We start from the raw sequence: 23,889 nt of genomic DNA on the forward strand, positions 1-23,889 counted from the left end.
TTTAGCGTCGCGCGCTGCAACCGCTCGACAGCGGTCTTGCCGATCCCGTCGGGCTGTCGCCGGACTGTGACGATGGCAACTGATCGTCGAACGGCGTGTTCTGCTTGCCCGTGTTGAACTCCATGATCTTGCGGGTCACGCCGGGAAATATCGCCGAGATCGGATTGACGCGCATCACGGGGGCGGCCGGCGTGCCGACCACCTCGTAGGTCACGCCGATCAGCCCTTCCTTGTCGCCAGCCCCAAGGAACAATCCGAGCACCGGAATCTGTCCGAACATGTTGTTCAGTCCGTACATCGGCACGAAGGTGCCGCTCATGCACACCTGGTTGCCGGGATAGTCGATCGAGCCCTCGATGGTGGCGCCGATCATCGGGCCCTTGACCACGCCGTCGCGGATCGTCAGCGCGCCGTTCTGGCGAATGAACTCGGCGCGGAGCGCGGTGAAGGAGACGCCGTTGCCGGTGCCGTTCGGCGCGCCTGCGGCGACGCGTTCGAGCTGCGCTTCGCCCTTCACCGTGAAGTCGCGCACGTTGATGAGGCCCTCGCGCGCCATGGTCGGCTCGGAGGTCGGCGGCTCCATCGCCACCACCATCTGGCCACCGACGGCCTTGGTATAGGTGTCGGTGAACTTCAGCAGCGCACCGGCATCGTTGGTCTGGAGATAGATCACCTCGCGGCTGCCCTGGGCGCGTCCGCCGCGCAGATCGGCTGCAACAGGCGTATTCTGGCCGATCCTGCCGCTCAGCGAGATCGCCTTGATGGCTCCGCCGCGCTTCGACATCTTGGCGTCGACGCTGCGCATCGTCTCGCCGTTGAATCCTGCGACCGTGCCGAGCTTCACGTCGATGTCGAAATCGACGTTCTTCAGCTTGCTCTTGCTGTCGTCCTTCGAATTGCCTGAGATCGCCGACTTCAGGAAGCCGCGGCCGTCGAACACGTCGCCGCGCATCGTGCCGCGGACCACGCCGTCCTGGCCGCGCTCGACCTTCAACGACGTCTTGTCGCCGTCGGACGGCGCATAGGTCGGGAAGTTCGCGTTCATGAGATCGCCGTTCGGATCGACTTCCAGCGAGCCCTTGATCGAAGCGCCGCCGCCTTCGATGACGATGTCCTCGAGTCGCGTCGATTGTGCCGTCGGCACCACCTTGAAGGTCGCCTTGCTCGGCTTGCCCGGCAGCTTGACCCAGCCTGGAAGGATGTTGTCGAGCTTGACCGAGGTCAGGTCCGCCTCGATGCCGAGCTTGGTCGTCGCGTCGGGGCCGCCGGCGATCTTGCCTGATACCTTGACCGGCACCGAGCCGCTGACGGCAGGACTGAGATCGAAGCCGAGGCGTGCACGGCTGGCGTCGTCCAGTGTCGTCTGCAGCTTGACGTCGGCATCGCCATCGGTCGCCTTGCGGTAGTCGAGCGAGGCCGCCTGCCCGTTGATCTTGACGTCGCCCTTGACCTGGTAACCCCCGTTGTTGGCGACGATCTTCAGATTGTTGGCCTCGAGTTTCTGGTTCATCACCAGCTTGTCGGCGGAAAAGCCGTTGAGGTCAGCGGTGACGGCATAGACCGTGTCCGTCTTGGTCAACTCGCCCTTGACCGGCAGGTTGAGCTGGATGTTGGCCGTGAACGTGCCCTTGCTGGTGTTGGGATCGATGGGGGTCGACGACAGATCGCTCAAGCGGTCGTTGGACATCATTTCGGCCGCCGCCGGCACCGGGCCATCGACGCGGAAGCGCGTGCGCGACGGCGAGGGTTTCGGCGCCATATCGGGCACCTCGAAGGTGAAGTCGGAGATCGTGATCTTGCGGCCCGCAGGCGTATCGGCAACGCCTTGGCCGATGTTCACGGTTGCCGTGCGTCCGGTCACGTGCGCCTTGAGGTCGGCGTCGTGCACGACAGGCATGCCGTCAACAGGACGAACGGCGACGCCGCTCGCGACGATGTTGACCGAGAGGCCATCGTCGGGAATCGGCGGCCCCTTGCGCGGAAGATTGCGCGTCGGCGAGTTGATGCCGACCTCGATGCGCTGGAGCGTGCCGCGCTCGATCCGCTCGATCACCCATTGGCGCAATTCCGGCACCACCAGCGTCGGCCACATCCGCTTCAGGGCGGAGGCCGACATCGGCGTTCCCGCGAAGCCGAGCGTCAGGCGCGGCTCACCGGAATAGTCGATCGCGCCGGTGCCGGCGACGCCGATTTCGCCGTTGGAGATGTCGGCCTGCGTGAGCAGCATGCGTTTGTGGTCGGTGTCGAAACGGAAGCCGATCGCGATGCGGTTGAAGACGAGCGGCGGCTCATTGTCGATGCCGCCGAGCAGGATCGAGCCGCCGCTGAAGCCGAGCTGCCAGTCGTTCACGGTGCCGTTGGGCGGCTCGAGATGGGCTAGCAGGGTCAGACGGTTGGCGCCAGAGAGGATCTTGAACGGCGCGACCAACACGCGCCGATTTGCATCCCACTCGACGTTGATCTCGGCCTGGTCGATCGCCATCGGATAATCGGGCGTGTCGGTGTCGATGATGTTGCCCGCGCCGACCATGACCTTGCCGCGGAAGAACGTCGGGACGCCGTCGCGGCCGAGCTCGCCCTTCAGATCGCCGGTCAGCGGCAGATCGGCCGTATAGGTCAAGTCCTTGACCCGCAGCGCCAGCAGGATGTTCGAGGTCGAGACCTTGTCGGCGCGGATATCGACCGAACGCACGCCGTTCTCGGCTGGCCCGATCGTGGCGCGCAGCGACCACGGATGCGCGCCCTCCTCGCCGAGGCTGAGCGCGACACCGCCATGGCTCGGCCGGCGCAGGCTGAGCGTGATGTTCTCAAACGACCATTTGCTGCCGCGCTGCTGATCGTCGACGATCAGGTTGCCGTTCTTGAGACCGATCTCGTTGAGGTTCTGGCCGTCGAGGCCGGTCATGCTCAGACTGTCGAGCCAGTCGAGCCCCTGAAGGATCCCGCTCTGAGCGGCCGGTTGAGGCGCGGCCTGCGACGCGTCCGGCGCTGCCGGCGCCATCCCGAACGGCGGCGGCGGCACGCCGTTGCGGGGGAAGGTCGGCGGCAGGCCGGCTTCCTTCTTGGACGCAACGCCGGTTGCGAGCGGCTTTGCCGTGTCGCCAGCGGAGACCGTGACGGTCCCGTCGGGCGCGATCCGGATCGCGAGCTCGGCATCGACAAGGTTGAGGCTCTCGGCCCGCAGATGCCCGGTGAGAAGTGCGACACCCGACAGCCTCACCTCGGCCTTCGGTGCGCTGGCGACGATGGCATGGTCATGATCGCGGACGATGATGTCGCGAATGCGCACGGCGATCCTGACGCGCCCGGTCCGTTCGATCTGGGTGCCGCCGACCTCCACGGTATTGCCGTGGCCGATATTGTCCTCGATTGCGGCGGCGAGCCATGGCGTTGCCATGTCGAGATTGATGGGGCCGGCGCCAAGCCGCCACCACAGCGCGCCGAAGCAGCCGACGAAGATGAGGATCAAGGAGCCGAGGACGATGGACATCCGGCGGAGCCAGCGTCCACTCGGCAGCATCCGCCGAAACGCCGAGAAGCCATTACCGACCTGGAGGCGCGAGCTGGAACGCGACAGCAGGCGGCGCGCGCGATGGCCCGCCTCCTCCTCCTGATCCTGATCCCAATCGGCCTCGTCCCATTCCGGCTGCTCGTGATGGCTGCCGTGCCGATCGAAACCCTTGATGTGGTCCTGGGGCGACGTATTCCTTGCCATTGCCTCTCGATACACGCGCCCGTCGTAGGACGGAGCGCCGCCGGGACCGCAGCCATCGACGGGAATCGATGCTCCCCGCCCCGGCATTGCCGCCATTCCTCTGATGTTCCTGCTGTTCGTCATTTCGCCCCGGGAGCGCGTTCAACGAGCAGTGGGGTGGTGCGTGGAATTCCTTGTAACCATACTCCGTCGCCGCCAAAATTGCCCAGCCGAGGGCGCGAATCCGGCACACCGGACGAGAGTTGCAATACCGCTTTGGTTGACCCGCCGAAAGCGACGAAAGGAAGGCGTATGTCCAAGAAATCCCGAAAGAAATCGTCCAAAACGCCCTCCAGTCCTCCGACCGCCAAAAAGAAGCCCGTGACGACACGGGCGTCGACCAAGGCACGCAGCGCGAAAACACAGGGCGCATCGGCCAGCAATTCAGCCAAGGCAGGTGCAAAGTCAGCATCGCATAAGGCCGCATCGAAACGGTTAAAATCTTCTGAAACGGCTTCGAAACCCGCGGCTTCGGCGCCCGGCGCCAAATCCGCGCTGACCGAGGGCCAGAAGGCCCCCGCCTTCCGGCTGCCCCGCGACGGCGGCAATATCGTCACGTCAGCGGATTATGCCGGCCAGAAGCTCGTCCTGTTCTTCTACCCCCGCGCCGACACGCCGGGCTGCACCCGCGAGGCGATCGACTTCAGCCGTCTCAGGGACGCCTTCAAAGCTGCCGGCACCGCCGTGCTGGGCATCTCGGCCGATCCGCTAAAGGCCCAGGAGAAGTTTCGCGACAAGCACAGCCTCAGCGTTCCCCTGATCTCGGATGAAGCCCATGAGATGCTGGAGGCCTACGGGGCCTGGGGTGAAAAATCCATGTATGGCAAGAGCTTCCTGGGGATTCTTCGCACTACGGTGCTGATCGGCGCAGACGGCAAAGTGGCCAGGATTTGGCGCAACGTCCGGGTCGACGGCCATGCGGACGACGTGCTGGAGGCGGCAAGAAGTCTTTAACCAGCCCGTTAAAATCGAGCGTTCCCGTTTCCGGAAAATTAACCATGACCGGCCCAGATTGCCGCGGCAGTTAGGCCGCAAGGAACCGTTCCGACCGGCGCCGGAGTGCCGATGTCGAAAAGTTCTGCCCAATATTCGCAGTACCCCCAGCATCATCCCCACGATCGCGGCCGGGCCTTCCATCATCGTCCCGCCGTGGTCGCAGCGACGACTGCCATTCCCCTCGCCGATGCGGACGACGCCTACACCATCCTGCATCACGGCAAGCAGGTTCGCCTCGGGCCGGTGGTGTTCTGGATCGTGGTCGGCACCGTCGTTCTGCTCGGGCTGTGGTCGGCCGCGACCGCCACCTATTTTGCCTTCCGCGACGATGTCCTGACCCGACTGATCGCCCGCCAGGCCGAGATGCAATACGCCTATGAGGACCGTATCGCCGAGCTGCGTGCCAAGGTCGACCGCACCACCAGCCGCCAGCTGCTCGACCAGGAACAGTTCGACCAGAAGCTCGACCAGATCATGAAGCGCCAGACGGCGCTGGAGTCCCGGGCCACGGCGCTGGGCGCCATGCCCGACGTGACCGGATCAATTCCACGTTCGACCCCGCAGCGTAGCGATTCGACCCAGACGACGCAGGGCGCGCCCAAACCATCCCCGATCAGCGACACCGTCATTTTCGTGGCGCCGCCTGACCGCGAAGCCCGGCTCGAATCGCGCGCCCCGACCGCGGTCGCCGCGCCGGTCAATCAATTCGCCAAGAACCAGGGCTATGACAACGTCCTGGTTCGGCTCACAACCTCGCTCGATCAGGTCGAGCGCCGCCAGATCGCGGCGCTCAACGCGGTCGAGGAAGGCATGGATTCGCGAATGCGTCGCATGCGCGGCGTGGTCAGCGACCTCGGCCTGAACATCGCCAGCCTTGAGGCCGCCGCGCCGCGCGCCCCGATGGGCGGCCCGTTCGTGCCTGTCAAGCTCACAGCGAATGCAGGTCCCTTCGAGAAACAGCTCTATCGCATCAACGTCACCCGCGCCGAGATGGACCGGCTCAACCGCACCCTGGCGCAGGTGCCCTACCGCAAGCCCGTCGTCGGCGAGGTCGAATTCACCTCGGGCTTCGGCGTGCGCAGCGATCCCTTCCTCGGCCGCCCCGCCATGCATACCGGCCTCGACTTCCGCGCCGCGACCGGCGATCCGGCTCGCGTCACGGCCAACGGCAAGGTGGTCTCGGCCGGCTGGTCCGGCGGTTACGGCCGCATGGTCGAGGTCGATCACGGCAACGGACTGTCGACCCGCTACGGCCATCTCTCCGAGATCAACGTCAAGATCGGCGAGATCGTGAAGATCGGCCAGGTCATCGGCCTCGTCGGCTCGACCGGCCGCTCGACCGGCCCGCATCTGCACTACGAAACCCGCATCGACGGCGAAGCTGTCGATCCCCAGAAGTTCTTGCGCGCCGGCGTAAAGCTGAGTGCGGGCTAGTCTCGCATCCAGCGCTGCGAGCTCACAGGCCGTTAAACTAGCGTCGGCCACCACCCATCCCGCCGCCGGGACCTCCGAAGCCGCCACCACCCATTCTACCACCGGGGCCCGTCGGGCCGCCGCCCGGTGCACCGAATCCACCGGGATCTGGCGCGCCACCGGGTCCAGGCGGCGCGGAGCCCGGATGACCACCGGCACCAGATCCGGGCGCCCCCGGCGTACCGGGCTGACTATTGCTCGGGTTCGGTAGTGGGCGATCAGGATGCATGATCGAACCGCCGGGCGACCGGCCGGGGCTCCCGTCGCCGGATGGAGGTCCACCCGGGCCGGGGCCAATCACCCGGGTCGACTCCACCTGAAGCCCACGCGAACGATCAAACACACCGTTGACGATCATGCGCGCTTCGCCCGCCACCGGCCCGAAGCGCGAACTATCGTGGGCGACAATTCCGGAGCCGAACTGGAGGCTGGAGCCCGCGCGCTGCACATACGCCTCGATCGACAGGCGGTTCGCGCCGACGAGATCCGAGAAATCTTCGATGCGCGTGCGCGTGGCCTGCAGTACGCCTTGGCTCATGTGGCCCTCGATCTGGACGCGCTGCCCGACCAGCAAGGGATCGACGCCGGCGAGCTTCAGCCCGCCGATATGCGAGCCGTCGGGACCGCGCTCGACCAGACCGGTGACACGTTCGGCTACGTTCTTGCGCGGCTCGACCAGGCTCGCGACGATCACGCCGTCGGTCCGGCGCAGGCCGTAGACCGCCACCTGCGTGCCGGCACGGAGCTTGCTGTCCTTGCCACCCATCACGATCTTCTGGCCGAGCACCGTGAGCGCGTTGCCCTTCACCTGTTCGATCGGGCCGGAGACCTCGCTCGCGATCGCGATGTTGCGGGTGACGAGCGCGCCGTCGCTCTGCCGAGTTGCGACCACGCGCGCAAGCTGGCCGATGCGCAACGCCTTCGGGCTCGCCGCCTCGCCGTCGATGTACACAGTCACGTCGCTCGCGTAGGTGACGCGCTCGCCATTGACGTAGATGCTGCCGAATCGCTGGATCACGCCGACGATGCCGGTGCCGCCAATGCCGTGATCGTCACCGCGCGTGATTCCCGTGCCGCCGATGCCTTGATCCGTGCCGCGCTTGACCTGCGCACGCGCGATTGCGCTGCCGGCGAGCCAGAATCCGGTGAGCAGCAGGCGACGTGAGATTAGCGGCAGTCGCCTCATCAGGAGCTGCCTTCCTTGCCGGTTTCCTTGCCGGTTTCCTTGCCGACATCCTTGGTCCCGCCCTGTTCATCGGCATCTTCGGTATAGATATAGATGCCGAAATTCCAGCGGGCATCGCCGCCCTTGTCCTTCGCAAGCGCCCGGTTGGCCTCGCGGTTGGCGGTCTTCAGCGCATCCATTGCGAGCTCGCGCGAGCGCGCCTCGAGCCGCTTTGCAAGCTTGGGCGAGATGTTGTTGTAATGGACCGCGCGCTCGAGGAAGCGCGGCCCCGGCCCTGACACGTTCTCGGCGGCTGCTGCGATATGGTCGTGCAGATTGCGGCCGAGATAATGCCATTTGCTGTCATCCGCGCCACTCGGAACGAACGCCGCCTCCACCAGCTCGATCTCATCGGCCGCGTTGATGGTGACAAGCTTGCGATCGATCCATTCATCCAGCACCGCGCGAGGGCGCACGTCCTTGGTGACGGAGGCGACGAGTTGTTCGAATGATGGCGCATCGCCCTCGGCCGTGCGCGGCAAAGCCAGCGGCTCGCCTTTCGCATCGGTGAACTCGGAGGCGGCGAGCCAGCGCGCGATCACCGCGCTCGTCAGCGAGACCGCAGCCGGCGTCTCATGCACGGGCGCGCCGGCGCCGCGCAGCCGTGCCACCTCCTTGCGGTGGATGCCGGTGAGCAGGCTGACGCGGCTGTCGGTCTGCTCTTTGCCTTCGAGCGCAAAGTCGTGCTCGGCGACGTTGACAAAGAGCTCGCGGAGCAATTGCGCCAATGCCGGAAAGGTCATGCCGCTGCGAATGCAGAGCCGCACCAGCGGGCGCAGCAGCCGCGCCAGCGGCGCGTGCAGCTTTGCTGCGGCATTCGGCTGCGGAGCCGCCGCTTTGGGCCCGGACTTGGCATTCATGTCTGAATTGTAAGCGGGAAACATGTGGGACACAATCCCACATTTTCTCGGCTGGCGATTGACGTGGTAAATTTTCCCACTTATACGAAGCGCCACTGAGGGCGCGACTTAAAGGGACTCACCATGGCTGACCGCTTGGTCCGCATTTCCACTTCACCGCGTTCGGTGCCGATTCCCCCCGGCGGGCAAGGCGCAACCATGCCGATGCTTCCGGCCTTGCTGCGCGGCGTGATCTTCATCGCGGTACTCGCGGCGCCTTTCGTCGCAGCACTGATCGCAGGCTGAAGCCAGTATGCATCACGCCAGCCAATCCCCGCGCCGCCCGTCGGTGCTGCACATCTTCAAGATCTATTATCCCGACCTGTTCGGCGGTACGCTCACCGTGATCCGCGACATCTGCGCCGGCCTGAAGGATGCCTTCGCCCCCGCTGTGCTGGTCTGCTCACAATCGGCCGAGCAGCGCGAGATCGTCGTCAACGACGTCCCGGTCGCGCGCGTCCACTCGTTCGGCGATGTGCTGTCGCTGCCCGCCGCGCCAACCTACCCCTGGCGGCTGTGGCAGAAGATCGCCGACCACGATCTATTGGCGCTGCATGCGCCGTTCCCGCTCGCCGACATCGTCTTCGCCCTTGGACTCGGCCGCAGGCGGCCGCTGGTCGTGCACTGGCACGCCGATATCGTCACCCATGCGGGCCTCCGCTGGCTCATCCAGCCCTTGATGCGGCGGACGCTTCGCCAAGCGAAGGCGATCATCGTGTCCGATCGCGTGCTGGTCGACAAGGCGCCGCTGCTGCGGGAGTTCGAAGACAAATGCCACGTCGTGCCGTTCGGCATCGATACTGACGTCTACGACTGGCCGAAGATCGAGCCTCACCACGTAAACGGTCGCGGCCGTCTCGTGCTCGCCTGCGGCCGCCTGGTGCCGTACAAGGGATTCGACGTACTGATCCGCGCCGCCGCTAACCGCGAGTTCGAGGTCTGGATCATCGGCGAAGGCGTCGAGCGCGTTCGGCTCGAGCAGCTGATCAGCGCGCTTGGCCTCGGCGAGCGCGTGCGTCTGCTCGGCTCCGTCAATGATCGCGAGCGCATCAAGCTGATGGGCCTTGCCGACGTCTTCGTGATGCCATCAGTCACCAATGCTGAAACCTTCGGCCTCGTCCAGCTCGAGGCCATGGCGGCGGGCCGCCCTGTGATAAATACCGCGCTCGACACTGCAGTGCCGCGCGTGGCCCGTCACGGCATGGAAGCAATCACCGTTCCACCCGGCGACGCCGAGGCGCTCGGTGAGGCCATCGAAGGCCTGATCAGCGACCCCGAGCGCCGCCGCCGCATGGGATTGTCTGGCCGGTCTCGCGCCGTGAGCCGCTATTCCGCAGCGGCCTTCAAGGACGGCATGGAATCGGTCTACCGCGCGGCCGTCGCCGCCGCCTGTGACGATCCTGCGCCTGCGGTCGATCGTCGGGGGGAGCCCCGCTGGTTCGACAGCATCCGGATCGCCGCGGCGCTTGCCTGGTCCGACATGCGCCACCGCTATGTACGCTCGCTGCTCGGCCCATTCTGGATGTCGCTACAGATGGCGATCGTGGTTGCTGTGCTCGGCTCGGTGATCGGCCAGATGTCCAATGCGGACATGTTGGCGCATCTGCCCATTCTGGCTGTCTCGATGACGGCGTGGAATTTTCTCAACGGCGTCGTACTCGATGCGACCACGGCGCTCCAAAACTCCGCAAGTCTGATCCGCGACCGCGCGCTGCCGCCTGTGATCTTCCTGCTGCAATGCACGTTCCGTCAGGGCCTGTTCGCGTTGCATAACGCCTGCGTGCCGCTTGCGCTCTGGCTGCTGCTGACGCCGCACGATCTCTCCGGCGCGCTGGCGGCGCTGCCCGGCTTGTCACTGTTCGTGATCTGCACCTTCGGATTGAGCATTGTCCTTGGCGCGCTGGCGACGCGGTATCGCGACCTCAAGCCGATCATCGAATCCACGCTGATGCTCGCCTTCCTCGCTTCGCCCGTGATCTGGTCCGCCGACATGGTCAACCATCGCTCGACCGTGATGCGCCTCAATCCACTGACGCATCTGTTTGCTGTGTGGCGCGAGCCGCTGACCGGCGGCCATGTCGACGCCACTAGCATCCTCTACGTCCTGGTGGCGGTGGCGCTGTTGCTCTGTGCAAGCGTGGTGACGCTGGTCCATTTACGCAAAGCCGCCTTCTGGATCTGACCGATGGCCTCGATCAGCTTGCGTAACGTCTGTCTCGACTATCCCCTCTACGGCGCCTACGACTTCTCGCTGAAACGGCGGCTAATCGGCCATCTCATTCGCGAGAAGGGCGGGATGCGGGTCATCCGCGCGATCGACAACGTCACGATCACGGCCGAGGCCGGCGCGCGCATCGGACTTGCCGGTCCCAACGGATCCGGCAAGTCGACGCTGCTGCGGCTGATCGCCGGGGTCTATCCGCCGAGCAGCGGCCACCTCTCGATCCGGGGCAATGTCGTCCCCCTGCTCGGCCTTAATGCCGGTGTGAACCTCGACTTCGTCGCCGAGGACAACATCGCCCTCTTGCTGCGGATCAGTGGCCGCAAGCCGACCCGTGCCGTGATCGACGAGATCTGGGCCTTCACCGAGCTTGAAGCGCGCATGCAGCGGTTGCCGTTGCGGATGTTTTCCTCGGGCATGTTGATGCGCGTGCTGTTCGCGACTGCAACCGCCTTTCCGGCCGACATCCTCCTGCTCGACGAATGGCTGAGCGTGGTCGACGAACGGTTTGCAGAGAAGGCCGAGCGGAGGCTGCAAAACCTGGTCTCGCAAGCGGCTATCGTGATCATCGCCTCGCACGATCAGCCGCTGCTGCGCCGCACCTGCACCAGCATCATCAATCTGGATCACGGCCGCATCGCCTCGACCGTCACGGTAGAGCAACCGTCGGCCCCTCCCTTCGAGGTCCGCGAGATCAGCGCATGAAGCAGAACATTCTCGTCGTGTCGGAAGCGCTCGGCGAGCCCAACCACAAGCGCGGCATCTTCCATTTCACTCGCGAGTTGATGCGTTCGATCGCTGCGGAAGGCCATGAGCTCACGCTCCTGGTCGAGACCGGCAGGCGTTATCGCAAGCTGCGCCGGCGCGAGCGGCGTACAAAGCTGTTCCCGACGGAGGCGCGCAACATTGAGCTGCTCGCGCTCTATCGTTTTCTCGACGAGATCAACATGGCCGAGCCGCCGGCTCGCAACGGCCTGCGTCGCACGCTCGACTGGCTCCGCCACAAGGTCACCATGTCTGTGTCGTCGGACTATGTCGCCTGCTTCCTGCGCGCGATCTGCATGCGTGGACTGCATGCGCGGCTGATCGAGAACAAGACCGCGGCGCTGGAGTACATCCCGCCGGACCTGCGCCACCTCGAACTGTTCCATGACTTCCAGCTCGAGCCCGGATTTTACACTTATCAGGACTCCTCGGCCCTCCTGATGCTGCCGCCACCGCGGATCGACGCGCGTGACTATGACGTCATCGTCGTGGACACCCCGACGCGGGTGGCGATCAGGCGCAGGCCCGACGCCAAGGTGATCTGCGTCGTGCACGATCTGCTGCCGCTCACCGATCTCAAGCTCAGTGACGTCGCAACGCGGCTCTTCCTGTCGCGGCTGCTCACCAGCCTGAAGCAAGCCGACGAGCTCGCCTTCGTTTCAAAGCACAGCATGATGCGGTTCAGGGAGTTGCTTCCCCAATTTGCACACCTGCCGGCGCGGGTCGTATATCCCCGCACCCGGTTCGACGCCCCGGATGTCCTGCACCTGCCAGCCCCATCGGGGCGTTCGGGGCGGCCGAACTTCGTGATCATCGTGTCGAACGAACCGCGCAAGAACGTCGCGGCCGTCGTTCGCGCTTTTCGCAACATCCCGCAGGCCGATCTCGTGGTGATCGGCTATGCCGGACAAATCAATCGGATGCGCGATATCCCGAAGAACGTGCGCTTCGCCGGTTATGTCGACGAGCAGGAGAAGGCCGCGCTGATCGCGGAGGCACACGGACTGATCATGCCGAGCCTGGCCGAGGGGTTTGGCATTCCGATCATCGAAGCCCTCGCCGCCAATACGCCCGTGCTGTGCTCGGACATCGCCGTGTTCCGCGAGGTCGCCGGCGAGCTCGCCAATTATTTCGATCCTTTCGCACCCGACTCGATCGTCGCCTCCGTCACGCAAGTGCTGGCGCGACAGGAGGAATACCGCGGCAAAATCCGAGCCCGCCGGTCCGAACTTTCGGAGCGCTTCGGCTACCAAACCCAGGCCCGCGATTTCCTCGGGCGGATCGCACCACCGGAACGTCTGGTCGCAGCGCAATAGGCTACACGAGCATGACAACGGAATCCCTTGCGTGCGCAGGTGCCGCCGCCGCTCCGGCGAGACAAGGTTCGGCCATCCTCATGCGGGCCACCGATATGCTCGCTGTACTGATCGCAGCATCACTGCCATGGTCAACCACGGCAACCTCGATCTTCGTCGGGCTCTGGCTGTTCGCGGTAACGCCGACCATCGACTGGCGGGACTATGCGCGCCGCCTCGCGCAGCCCGCTTACGCGCTACCCTTCGTCCTGTTGCTGCTCGCGGTTCTGGGTACGCTCTGGTCGGAGGGCGATTGGGGCGACCGGCTGCATGCGGTCAAGCCGGTCACAAAGCTCGTGCTGATTCCGCCGCTGCTTTATCATTTCAGCCGATCGGAACGCGGCTACCAGGTTTGTCTCGCCTTTCTCGTCTCCTGCGCGCTGCTTGCGGTGTTCTCATGGATCGTGTTGCTCCATCCTGATCTCAAGCTGACCGCAACGGCGTCATCGGGCGTTCCCGTCAAGAACTACATCGACCAGAGCCAGGAGTTCACGCTGTGCGCCTTCGCGCTCGCATTGCCTGCGCTCCGCTTCTGGCGCGGCGGGAGCACCATCGCGACGGGGGCTTGCGTGGCGCTGATCCTGCTGTTCATGGCCAACATGGTGTTCGTCGCCTCCGCCCGCACGGCGCTGGTCTGCATCGCGGTCCTGCTGGCGCTGTTTGCGTGGCGGCACCTGCGCCGGCGCGCAGCGCTGCCGTTGCTCGCGGGCGTCATCGCCGCAAGCGCACTGGCCTGGACGACGTCGCCCTATCTGCGCCAGCGCATCACCGATATCGCCGTCGAATATCAGCACGGGCGCGAGGACATCAGCCACGCCTCGACCGCACAGCGCCTGACCTATTGGCGCAAGGCGGCCGGAGCCTTCGTCGAGGCGCCGCTGTTTGGCCACGGTACCGGATCGATCAAACGGCAGTTCGAGCGCGCCGCCTCCCATGAGAGCAGCCTCGACGCCGAGATCGTCAGCAATCCTCACAACCAGACCTTGCATGTCGCGGTGCAATGGGGACTGTTGGGCGTCGTCCTGCTCTACGCCCTGTGGAGCGCCCACCTTCGCCTGTTCATGGGGGATGGTCTTGCCGCCTGGATCGGGCTCATCGTCGTCGTACAGAACGTCGCGAGCTCGCTCCTGAACTCCCATCTCACCGATTTCCACGAGGGCTGGATCTATGTGCTCGGCGTAGGCGTGGCCGGCGGCATGGTTCAGAAAATCAAGGCCAGCCCAGACTATTGACTGCGCTCATGGCCGACCTCGCCGGTGATGATTTCGCCGAACAGCTCCCACACCTGCCCGTTGAAGCGCATCAGCTGCATCTGCTCGATCGGAAAATAGTCGTCCGGTGACGTGTTGACCATGATGCCTGGAAGCATCAGGTCAGTGTGGAAATTCTTCAGGTTGGCGGCCTGCTTCATGACGTTGTCGCGCGTGAGGTCGTCGCCGCACTGCTTCAAGACCTGCGCCATCGCCTCGGCCTGCACATAGCCATAGAGGTTGTTGGCGTTGGTCTTGTCGCCTTCGGGATAATACTTGTCCATGAAGGCGCGCCAGGCGATCACCGCCGGATCCTTGTCCCAGGTCGGATCGGTCGGATCCTTCAGGTAGGCGGTCGAAATGATATCCTTGGCATAGTCGAGCCCGGCCGGCTTGAGCACCGAGGCGATCGACGTTGCGGTGTTGGCCAGGAAGAATTTCGGTTTCCAGCCGAGCTCGCCCACTTTGCGGATCGCCTGCGCTGAACCCTTTGGCGCGGCCCACGAGAAGAAGATGTCGGCGCCGGAATCATGCAGCGCCACGATCTGCGAGTCGATCGAGGGATCGCTGACCTCGTAGGATTTGTCGGCGATGATCATGCTGGCCTTGTCGCCGAGCCCGTCCTTCAGGCCCTTGAACTGATCCTTGCCGGCATCGTCGTTCTGCCAAAACACCGCGATTTTGCTGTTTGGGAAATTGTCGAGGATGTATTTTGCGTAGATTCGCCCTTCGCTCTGATAGTTGGGCTGGAATCCCATGGTCCAGGGAAAGTTCTTGGGGTCGCCGAACTTGGTGCCGCCGGAGGCGACGAACAGCTGCGGCACCTTCTTGGCGTTCATGTATTTCATGATCGCCGAATTCGAGGGCGTGCCGAGCGCCTGGAAGATCAGCAGCACCTCGTCGCTCTCGACCAGCTTGCGCGCCTGCTCCATTGCCTTCGGCGGCGAATAGGCGTCGTCATAGCTGACGAAATTGATCTTGCGGCCGTTGATGCCGCCCCGATCGTTGATCATCCTGAAGAACGCCGCCTCGGTCCTGCCGATCACGCCATAGGACGACGCAGGCCCGCTATAGGGCATGATGTTGCCGATCTTGATTTCGGTGTCGCTGGCGCCGGGGTCGTATCTTTTCTGCGCCGAAGCCGGTGTCGTGACGAGCACGCCGGCAGCAAGCATGGCGAGGGCAGCAAGGCTTCTGCGACGACCCGGCATTGGTCTCTCCCCTATGTTTTGTCGTCTTGTTTTGAGGAGAGTGTCGCGCGGCGGCTGGCCGCTGGCAAGCGGCAGGATTTTCCGCGAAGTGAAACGACGGCTTTGGAACTTAGACGACGCGCTGCAGCATTCTCAGAGCTCGTCCGTCGATCACGATCAACGCGCTCCCAATGACGAACGCGCCGGCGATCTCACGCAAGGAGATCGGCTCACCCAGCACTAGCCATCCCAGAAGGATCGCAGTCACGGGAATGAGCAGCGTCACCAGCATGACATTCGTTGCGCCTGATCTCCGTACGATCTGAAAGAACACGATGTAGGCGAGCGCAGTCGAGAGCGTGGCAAGGCCAAGCACTGCAAGCCAGGTCGTCAGGCCGGGCATCGGCAGCCGCCATGGCTGCTCCACCACGCCGGCGACACTCGCCATCATCACCATCGACGCCATCAGCTGGAATGCCGCCGTGCCGAGCGGGGCTGAGTCCTTCAGCAGCTTGCGCGCGGCAAGCGCCGCAAAGCCATAGCTCAGCGCACCGCCTAGGCAGAGCAGGATGCCGATCCCCTGCCCCGTCCGCGCCTCGATCCCCCATACGCGCAGGATGATCACGCCGGCAAGGCCAAGCGCGACGCCGGTCACACGCCGCATCTGCAACGCCTCTTCGCCCACTGCTGCCATCACCATCACCGTGAACAGCGGCGTGGTCGCATTGAGGATCGATGCCAGTCCGCTCGGAATGAAGATCTGGCCGATCACGATCAGCGAGAACGGAATGACGTTATTGAGCAGCCCGATCGCGAGGAACGGCTTCCAGCCGGCAACGCCCTTGGGAAAGCTGATCCCCTGCATACGAAGCAGCGGCAGCAGCATGGCGGCACCAAGCGCGACACGCAGGAACACCAGCGTCAACGGCGGCAACTCGCGGAGCGCTGCGCTGTTGAAGAAGAACGAACCACCCCAGAGGACCGAGAGCATTGCGAGCAGCGACCAGTCTCGCGCATCGATCCGGTTGTCATTCACAGACATAGATTTTCCCTCAGCCGAGCCCGCTCGCCTAGGACGGCGCGGCTGAGCTGGCCACCCGATCTCCGACAAGGCGCCACTCACGTGGACCGGCGCATACGGGCGTCCGCCGCGATATCGGCCACGACCGCCCCGATCACCAGCACTCCGCCGACCAGCGCATGCGTCGCCGGCACCTCGCCAAATCCCACCCAGATCCAGAACGCCATCAGCGGCGTCTCCAGCGTCGCGATCAGCGAGGCTTGGCCTGACGGCAACAGACGCGAGCCGAGCATGTAGAAGGTCAGGCCGAGCGCAACCTGGAGGCAGCCGAACAGCGCGAGGATCGCCAGGTTATGGCCGCCGACATGGGCGATGTCATGGGCGAGCGGCAGGCTGACGAGGCTGCCAATGAAGTTCGAGAGTGCTGCCGCCGCCACCATCGACGTCTCCCTGTGACGCCGAACCACGACCGTCATGGCCGAGATCGCTGATACCATCAGGCAGCTCAGCGCCACACCGCTGATATCGGCGCCGGCCCTGATGCCGCCCACGGTGATGACCACGCCGGTAAACGCGACGAGGCTCGCGATCAAGGTGCGCCATGACGCAGCTTCACCGAGCCACAGCCATGCCAGCGCCGCCGCAACGAACGGCTGCGTTGCGATCAGCACCGCGACATTCATCACCTTGGTCATCTGCAGCGCGGGGATGAACGAGATCATGCCGATGGCGGACAATGATGCGACGAGCAGGCCGCCGCGTCCAGGCACCAGCAATTGCCGCAGCGCGCCCGGCCCTTGCATCAGTACGAGAAGCACCGAGATCAGGCTGCCGCCGAACAGGCCGCGCCAGAACAGGATGGTCCAGGGATCGAACGGCAGCAGCCGTGTGAAGAACGGCGCCGTGCTCCAGGCAATCGCGGCGGCCGCAACCAGGGCAATGCCGAGACCGCGGTCCGATCGAGGCTGCCCCATGTCAAAATTCCAATGAGGTTGAATTCCGATTACGACGGCTTCTTCGGCCGTGACACCAGCTCGATCATCCTGCCTTCGTCGTCGTCAGGCATCGCGGCCCGCGCCTGCGCGTAAGCATCGACGGCGGCGCGGGCAACGAGCGGCTTGTCGGCCAAAAGGCTCTCCGCGAGCTTCACGGCATAGGCGGCATCCTTGTGCCGGAGCGCTGCCGTAAACGTCGCGCCGCCGAAGTCGCGGGCGACCATGCGCTTAGAGTGACGCGCGACTTGAGGGCTCGCCGCGACGCCAGCCTGGATCGACTCCAGCACCAGCGTCATGTCGAGCCCGGCCTGCTCGGCGATCGCAAGCCCCTCGGCGAGGCCGGCAATCTGGATCGCGCCCATGAGATTGTTGATGAGCTTGTAGACCGTGCCGGAGCCGACCGCACCGAAATGCCTGATGGTCGCGCCGATCGGCTCGAGATAGGGTCGCGCGCGCTCGAGATCGGCGCTATCTGCGCCAACCAACAGCGTGAGCTTTCCGGCCGCCGCCGCGTCAGGCAATCCCGTCACGGGACAATCGATGTAGATCAGCCCGCGCGCGTTGAGCTCGCGGCCCATCTCGCGGGCGTGGTCATGGGAAACGGTGGAGCACTCGATCGCGATGGTGCCTGATTTCATCGCCTTGGCCGCGCCCTCGGGCCCGAGCCACACCGAGTGCGAGGCCTCGTCATCGGCGACCATGGTCACGACGGCGTCGGCATCGATCGCGGCATCCTCGGGCGAGGTCGCCCATGTCGCGCCGCGCGCGATCAAGTCTTCAGCCTTGGCCTGGGTGCGGTTCCACAGCGTCACCGTGAAGCCGGCATCGAGGTAGCGGCCGGCCATGCCATGGCCCATCCGCCCCAATCCGATGAAGGCGACGCGGGCCATGCTAGTCCACGTCCTCGATGTCGCCACTGGTGGTGCCGAAAGCACGCTGCGCCAGGGTCGCGGCCATGAAGTCGTCGAGCTCGCCGTTGAGCACACCTGATGTGTCCGAGGTCTGCACGCCCGTGCGCAGATCCTTCACCATCTGGTAGGGCTGCAGCACGTAGGAGCGGATCTGGTGGCCCCAGCCGATGTCGGTCTTGGCAGCCTGGTCGGCGGCCGCCTTCTCCTCGCGCTTCTTCAGTTCGATCTCGTAGAGGCGCGCGCGTAGCATGTCCCAAGCCTGCGCCCGGTTCTTGTGCTGGGAGCGGCCGGCCTGGCAGACCACGGCAACGCCGGTCGGAATGTGGGTCAGGCGGACCGCGGATTCGGTCTTGTTGACGTGCTGGCCGCCGGCGCCGCCCGACCGCATCGTGTCGGTGCGGACGTCGGATTCCTTGATGTCGATCTTGATGCTGTCGTCGATGACGGGAAACACCTGCACGCTCGAGAACGAGGTGTGCCGCCGCGCATTGGAATCGAACGGCGAGATGCGCACGAGCCGGTGCACGCCAGCTTCGGTCTTCAGCCAGCCATAGGCATTGTGGCCCGAGACCTGGATGGTCGCCGACTTGATGCCGGCCTCTTCACCCTCGGATTCTTCCAGAAACTCGACCTTGAAGCCGTGATTTTCGGCCCAGCGCGTGTACATGCGCAGCAGCATCTGCGCCCAGTCCTGGCTCTCGGTGCCGCCGGCGCCGGCATGGACTTCGAGATAGGAATCGAAGCGGTCCGCTTCGCCCGACAGCAGCGCCTCAAGCTCGCGGCGCGCCACCTCCTTCTTGAGGTTCTTGAGCGCGGCCTCAGCCTCGGCCACGACACCGGCATCGCCCTCGGCTTCGCCGAGCTCGATCATGCCGATATCGTCTTCGAGCTCCTGCTCGACCTTGCCGATGCCCGAGAGCGAATCCTCCAGCGAGGTTCGTTCCTGCATCAGCTTCTGGGCCTTCTGGGGATCGTTCCAGAGATTGGGATCTTCTGCGAGCTTGTTCAGCTCAGCGAGGCGTGCCGTCGATTTCTCGACGTCAAAGATGCCTCCTCAGCAGCCCGACTGACTGCTTGATCTCTTCTACCAACCGTTCGATTTCGGCGCGCATGTCGTTCTCTGATGTCGCGGAGTTGGGGCCGCGGGGAATTGAGATGGGGATGTAACGGCGGCGGCTGCAAAGCGCAACCGCCGGCCGAGACAAACGTCTGTCTTGTCCCAGGCCTTAGTAGAGACCGCCGGTGCCCGGCCGCATGAAGAAGCCGGAATCCGGCTGTTGCTGCTGGGACGCCGGCACGCCGCCGCCGCGCCCGTCGGCGTCGGCAACGCCGATCACCGAATAATTGTCCGGCGGCGCCGTGCCCGGCTTGAAGGCTTCCAGGATGGTTCCGCCGGTCTCACCAGGACCGGCGCGCATGCCGGTCTTGGCGACGACGCGGATCAGCTTGATCCCGGCCGGCACCTTGAACGGAACGGCGGGCTTGTCGGCGAGTGCGAGCTTGAGGAAGTCGCGCGCGATGGGGGCGGCCAGATGGCCGCCGGTCGCGGCGTTGCCCTTGCCGAGCGGCCGCGGCTTGTCGTAGCCCATATAGATCGCGACCGCGATGTCGGGCGAGAAGCCGACGAACCAGGCGTCCTTGGCCTCGTTGGTCGTGCCGGTCTTGCCGGCGATCGGCTTGCCGACTTCCTTCACGACGGTCGCGGTACCGGCCTGAACAACGCCTTCCATCAGCTCCGTGATCTGATAGGCGGTCATGGAATCCAGCACCTGCTCGCGGCGGTCGATCAGCTGCGGCTCAGGCTGGTTCTTCCAGCCGCCCGGCGCGTCGCAACCGCGGCATTCGCGCTGGTCATGCTTGAAGATAGTGTGGCCGTAGCGGTCCTGAATGCGGTCGATCAGGGTCGGCTTCACGCGGCGCCCGCCATTGGCCAACATCGAATAGGCCGTGACCATGCGCATCGCCGTGGTCTCGCCGGCACCGAGTGCGTAGGAAAGAAAATTCGGCAGCTCGTCATAGACGCCGAAGCGGCGGGCATATTCGCCGATCAGGGGCATGCCGATGTCCTGCGCAAGGCGCACCGTCACGGTGTTGAGTGACTGCCGCAGCGCGTTCCGCAGCGTCACGGGGCCCTGATATTTGTTCGCCGAGAAGTTTTCCGGCCGCCAGACGCCCGCGCCCTGCCCCTGGTCGATCTCGATCGGCGCGTCGAGCACGACGGTCGACGGCGTGTAGCCATTGTCGAGCGCGGCCGAATAGACGATCGGCTTGAACGACGAGCCCGGCTGCCGATAGGCCTGCGTGGCGCGGTTGAACTGGCTCTGGTCGAACGAGAAGCCGCCGACCATCGCCAGCACGCGGCCGGTCCAGGGGTCCATCACCACCATCGCACCCGACACTTCGGGGATCTGGCGCAGACGATACTGACCTTCGACCGGCTGTCCTTCCTTGGTGAAGAGCGGATCGGCATAGATCACGTCGCCGGGCGAGAGCACCTGCGCCACCGAATTCGGCGTCTTGCCCTTGGCATTGCCCTGCGCCGCCCTTGCCCAGCGCACACCATCGAGCGTGACGAGGCCGGTCTCACGCTGCTTGCTGACGGCGCCGCCGAGCTCGCGGCTCGGCTGGAAGCCGATCCGCGCCGACTGGTCGCTGGTCTCCAGCACCACCGCCATGCGCCAGGGCGAGATGTCCGACAGCGACTTGATCTCGGCGAGCTTGACGCCCCAGTCGCCCGAAATATCGAGCTTGCTGATGGCGCCGCGATAGCCCTGCTGCTCGTCATAGTTGACGAGCCCGGAGACCATGGTCTTGCGCGCCATCACCTGGATCTTCGGATCGAGCGTGGTGCGGACCGACAGACCGCCTTCATACAGCTTCTTCTCGCCATAGCGCTCGAAGATGTCGCGGCGAACCTCCTCGGCAAAATATTCGCCAGCGAAGGTGTGGGCGCCGTTGGAACGGTTGGTGACGGCGAGCGGCTCCTTGCGCGCCTTCTCGGCGTCGGCCTGCTTGATCCAGCCGTTCTCCTGCAGACGGTCGATCACGTAGTTGCGGCGCTCGATGGCGCGGTCGCGATTGCGCACCGGATGCAGCGTCGCCGGCATCTTCGGCAGCGCCGCGAGGTAGGAAGCCTCGGCCACCGTGAGCTCGTTCACCGACTTGTCGAAATAGACCAGCGAAGCGGCGGCAATGCCGTAAGCGCCGAGGCCGAGATAGATCTCGTTCAGATACAGTTCGAGGATCTTGTCCTTCGAATAGGTCTTCTCGATCCGCATCGCCAGCAAGGCTTCCTTGATCTTGCGCGCGAACGAGACCTCGTTGGTCAGCAGAAAGTTCTTGGCGACCTGCTGGGTGATGGTGGAGGCGCCCTGCGGGCGGCGGTTGGAGCCGTAATTCTGCAAGTACAGCAGGCCCGCGCGCGCCATGCCGGTGTAGTCGATGCCGCCATGCTCGTAGAAATTCTTGTCCTCGGCAGCGAGGAAGGCGTTGATCACGAGCTTCGGCACCGCCTGGATCGGCAGGTACAGCCGCCGCTCCTTGGCGTATTCGCCGAGCAGCGAGCCGTCGACCGCGTGCACGCGGGTCATCACCGGCGGCTCGTAATCCTGAAGCTGAGAGTAGTCGGGCAAGTCCTTGGAGAAATGCCAGATCAGGCCTGCCACGGCCCCGACACCGACAAGGAACAACACGGTTCCCGCAGCGAACAGAAAGCCCATGAACCGCACAAGCAAACGCATTATGTATTTATCCGTTCAATCCTGGCGCCGATCGATTCGGCGCTTTCCAGCCAAGCAATTCACCCGCCTGCCCGCTTACATTGACACCGAGCCCCGGTTCGTCCGCCGAGAGGATTTTCGCTGATTCAGCGTTTTATAGTGCGTCCGCTGTGGCCAAACTAGGGCTTTGGGCGGGTCAGGCAAAGCCCCTTGTTTCGCTCTGGCGACCACGAACTCGTCTCCAGAGGACCCTACCAGCAGCCTACCACAGTCCGCCGGTCCCCGAACGCATGATGAAACCCGTCTCAGGCGGCGGCACTTGCGGCGGACGGGCGTCATCGTCGGTCAAGCCAATGGCCGCGTAATTGTCCGAGGGCGCGCTACCGGGCTTGAAGGCCTCCAAAATGGTCCGGCCGGAATCGCCTGGCCCCGGCCGCAGACCGGTCTTGGCATCGACCCGAATTAACTTGATACCGGCGGGTATGCTGAATGGCGTCGCCGGTTTATCGGCAAGCGCCAGCTTCATGAAATCCCTGGCGATCGGAGCGGCGGTATGGCCCGCCTGGGCACTTCGGCCCAGGCTGCGCGGCTTGTCGTAGCCAACATAGAGGCCGACGACGAGGTCCGGCGAAAAGCCGACAAACCAAAGATCCTTTGCCTCACTGGTGGTGCCGGTTTTGCCGGCAATCGGCTTACCCACCTCACGCAAAGCCATCGCGGTGCCCCCCTGAACCACGCCCTCCATCATTGACGTGATTTGATAGGCCGACAGAACGTCCAACACCTGCTCGCGGCGGTCGATCAGCTGCGGCTCGGGCTGGTTCTTCCAGCCGCCCGGCGCGTCGCAACCGCGGCATTCGCGCTGGTCATGCTTGAAGATGGTGTGGCCGTAGCGGTCCTGAATGCGGTCGATCAGGGTCGGCTTCACCCGGCGGCCGCCATTGGCGATCATCGAATAGGCCGTGGCCATGCGCATCACCGTGGTTTCGCCAGTGCCGAGCGAATAGGACAGATAGTTGGGCACCTCGTCATAGACACCGAAGCGGCGGGCATATTCGCCGATCAGGGGCATGCCGATGTCCTGCGCAAGGCGCACCGTCACGGTGTTGCGCGACAGCCGCAGCGCATTGCGCAAGGTCATGGGCCCCATATACTTCCCGACATCAAAGTTCTCCGGCCGCCAGACGCCGGCCTGACCCTGATCGATCTCGATCGGCGCATCGAGCACGACGCTCGATGGCGTGTAGCCATTGTCGATCGCGGCCGAATAGACGATCGGCTTGATGGTCGAGCCGGGTTGCCGATAGGCCTGCGTGGCGCGGTTGAACTGGCTCTGGTCGAACGAGAAGCCGCCGACCATCGCCAGCACGCGGCCAGTCCAGGGATCCATCACCACCATCGCACCCGACACTTCGGGAATCTGCCGCAGACGGTACTGACCTTCGACCGGCTGTCCTTCCTTGGTGAAGAGCGGATCGGCATAGATCACGTCGCCGGGCGAGAGCACCTGCGCCACCGAATTCGGCGTCTTGCCCTTGGCACTGCCCTGCGCCGCCCTTGCCCAGCGTACACCATCGAGCGTGACGAGGCCGGTCTCACGCTGCTTGCTGACGGCGCCGCCGAGCTCGCGGCTCGGCTGAAAGCCGATCCGCGCCGACTGGTCGCTGGTCTCCAGCACCACCGCCATGCGCCAGGGCGAGATGTCCGACAGCGACTTGATCTCGGCGAGCTTGACGCCCCAGTCACCCGAAATATCGAGCTTGCTGATGGCGCCGCGATAGCCCTGCTGCTCGTCGTAGTTGACGAGCCCGGAGACCATGGTCTTGCGCGCCATCACCTGGATCTTCGGATCGAGCGTGGTGCGGACCGACAGACCGCCTTCATAGAGCTTCTTCTCGCCATAGCGCTCGAAGATGTCGCGGCGGACCTCCTCGGCAAAATATTCGCCGGCGAAGGTATGCGCACCGTTGGAACGGTTGGTGACGGCCAGCGGCTCCTTGCGCGCCTTCTCGGCGTCGGCCTGCTTGATCCAGCCGTTCTCCTGCAGACGGTCGATCACGTAGTTGCGGCGCTCGATGGCGCGGTCGCGATTGCGCACCGGATGCAGCGTCGCCG

General features: G+C 64.7%; 17 protein-coding genes. 7 read left to right on the top strand and 10 right to left on the bottom strand.

The window, feature by feature from the left end; all coding sequences use genetic code 11:
* Window position 1 precedes the first annotated feature (1 nt).
* Entirely contained in the window at window positions 2-3,802 is a 3,801-nt protein-coding gene (locus G8O24_RS01445; RefSeq protein WP_188095786.1) for a YhdP family protein, read from the bottom strand.
* A gap of 204 nt (window positions 3,803-4,006) precedes the next feature.
* Here G8O24_RS01445 and G8O24_RS01450 point away from each other — a divergent pair, with 204 nt between their 5' ends.
* Window positions 4,007-4,708 carry a peroxiredoxin gene (locus G8O24_RS01450; RefSeq protein WP_188096164.1) on the top strand — a complete coding sequence of 234 codons (702 nt, stop codon included), beginning with the start codon at window positions 4,007-4,009 and terminating at the stop codon, window positions 4,706-4,708.
* A 111-nt stretch (window positions 4,709-4,819) separates the two neighbouring features.
* A complete protein-coding gene (locus tag G8O24_RS01455) occupies window positions 4,820-6,184 on the top strand; it encodes a M23 family metallopeptidase (protein ID WP_188095788.1) in 1,365 nt (454 codons plus the stop codon).
* 37 nt (window positions 6,185-6,221) lie between these two features.
* On the opposite strand, the gene G8O24_RS01460 is transcribed toward G8O24_RS01455, so the two are convergent.
* Together G8O24_RS01460 and G8O24_RS01465 are read right to left on the bottom strand one after the other, a co-directional pair.
* Entirely contained in the window at window positions 6,222-7,409 is a 1,188-nt protein-coding gene (locus tag G8O24_RS01460) for a DUF5666 domain-containing protein (protein ID WP_188095789.1), read from the bottom strand.
* On the bottom strand, window positions 7,409-8,308 hold the full coding sequence (locus tag G8O24_RS01465; RefSeq protein WP_188095791.1) for a DUF6502 family protein: 900 nt from the start codon (window positions 8,306-8,308) through the stop codon (window positions 7,409-7,411). Before G8O24_RS01465 ends, G8O24_RS01460 begins: the two co-directional genes overlap by 1 nt.
* 123 nt (window positions 8,309-8,431) lie before the next feature.
* Between G8O24_RS01465 and G8O24_RS01470 the strand changes: the two genes are divergently transcribed.
* From G8O24_RS01470 to G8O24_RS01490, 5 genes are all read left to right on the top strand, one after another.
* Window positions 8,432-8,593, top strand: a complete 162-nt coding sequence (locus tag G8O24_RS01470) for a hypothetical protein (protein WP_188095793.1) — start codon at window positions 8,432-8,434, stop codon at window positions 8,591-8,593.
* A gap of 7 nt (window positions 8,594-8,600) precedes the next feature.
* Window positions 8,601-10,529 carry a glycosyltransferase gene (locus G8O24_RS01475; RefSeq protein ID WP_188095795.1) on the top strand — a complete coding sequence of 643 codons (1,929 nt, stop codon included), beginning with the start codon at window positions 8,601-8,603 and terminating at the stop codon, window positions 10,527-10,529.
* Window positions 10,530-10,532: 3 nt separating this feature from the next.
* Window positions 10,533-11,273, top strand: a complete 741-nt coding sequence (locus G8O24_RS01480; protein WP_188095796.1) for an ABC transporter ATP-binding protein — start codon at window positions 10,533-10,535, stop codon at window positions 11,271-11,273.
* Window positions 11,270-12,649, top strand: a complete 1,380-nt coding sequence (locus G8O24_RS01485) for a glycosyltransferase family 4 protein (protein WP_188095798.1) — start codon at window positions 11,270-11,272, stop codon at window positions 12,647-12,649. The genes G8O24_RS01480 and G8O24_RS01485 overlap by 4 nt, the downstream gene beginning before the upstream one ends.
* 80 nt (window positions 12,650-12,729) lie before the next feature.
* Window positions 12,730-13,920: an O-antigen ligase family protein gene (locus tag G8O24_RS01490; protein ID WP_244645691.1), complete on the top strand. Its 1,191-nt coding sequence runs from the start codon at window positions 12,730-12,732 to the stop codon at window positions 13,918-13,920.
* On the opposite strand, the gene G8O24_RS01495 is transcribed toward G8O24_RS01490, so the two are convergent.
* From G8O24_RS01495 to G8O24_RS01525, 7 genes are all read right to left on the bottom strand, one after another.
* Entirely contained in the window at window positions 13,914-15,149 is a 1,236-nt protein-coding gene (locus tag G8O24_RS01495) for an ABC transporter substrate-binding protein (protein ID WP_188095802.1), read from the bottom strand. The two genes, G8O24_RS01490 and G8O24_RS01495, sit on opposite strands and share 7 nt — an antisense overlap.
* Before the next feature lie 109 nt (window positions 15,150-15,258).
* Window positions 15,259-16,170 (bottom strand): DMT family transporter, encoded by a 912-nt coding sequence (locus G8O24_RS01500; RefSeq protein ID WP_188095803.1) that lies wholly within the window; start codon window positions 16,168-16,170, stop codon window positions 15,259-15,261.
* A gap of 77 nt (window positions 16,171-16,247) precedes the next feature.
* Complete coding sequence (locus tag G8O24_RS01505; RefSeq protein ID WP_188095805.1) at window positions 16,248-17,123, bottom strand: DMT family transporter; 876 nt, start codon at window positions 17,121-17,123, stop codon at window positions 16,248-16,250.
* Window positions 17,124-17,152: 29 nt separating this feature from the next.
* A complete protein-coding gene (locus G8O24_RS01510; RefSeq protein WP_188095807.1) occupies window positions 17,153-18,034 on the bottom strand; it encodes an NAD(P)-dependent oxidoreductase in 882 nt (293 codons plus the stop codon).
* A 1-nt stretch (window position 18,035) separates the two neighbouring features.
* A protein-coding gene (prfB, locus tag G8O24_RS01515) for a peptide chain release factor 2 (protein WP_188095809.1) occupies window positions 18,036-19,167 on the bottom strand; the annotation gives its coding sequence in 2 pieces (ribosomal slippage) (window positions 18,036-19,097 and window positions 19,099-19,167; 1,131 coding nt in all).
* A gap of 114 nt (window positions 19,168-19,281) precedes the next feature.
* Window positions 19,282-21,795 (bottom strand): penicillin-binding protein 1A, encoded by a 2,514-nt coding sequence (locus G8O24_RS01520; protein ID WP_188095811.1) that lies wholly within the window; start codon window positions 21,793-21,795, stop codon window positions 19,282-19,284.
* 241 nt (window positions 21,796-22,036) lie between these two features.
* Window positions 22,037-23,889, bottom strand: a 1,853-nt coding sequence (locus G8O24_RS01525; protein WP_188095813.1) for a penicillin-binding protein 1A, incomplete at its 5' end; no start/stop codon positions are given.

This window comes from Bradyrhizobium campsiandrae, from assembly GCF_014529705.1.
Taxonomy (GTDB): Bacteria; Pseudomonadota; Alphaproteobacteria; order Rhizobiales; family Xanthobacteraceae; genus Bradyrhizobium; species Bradyrhizobium campsiandrae.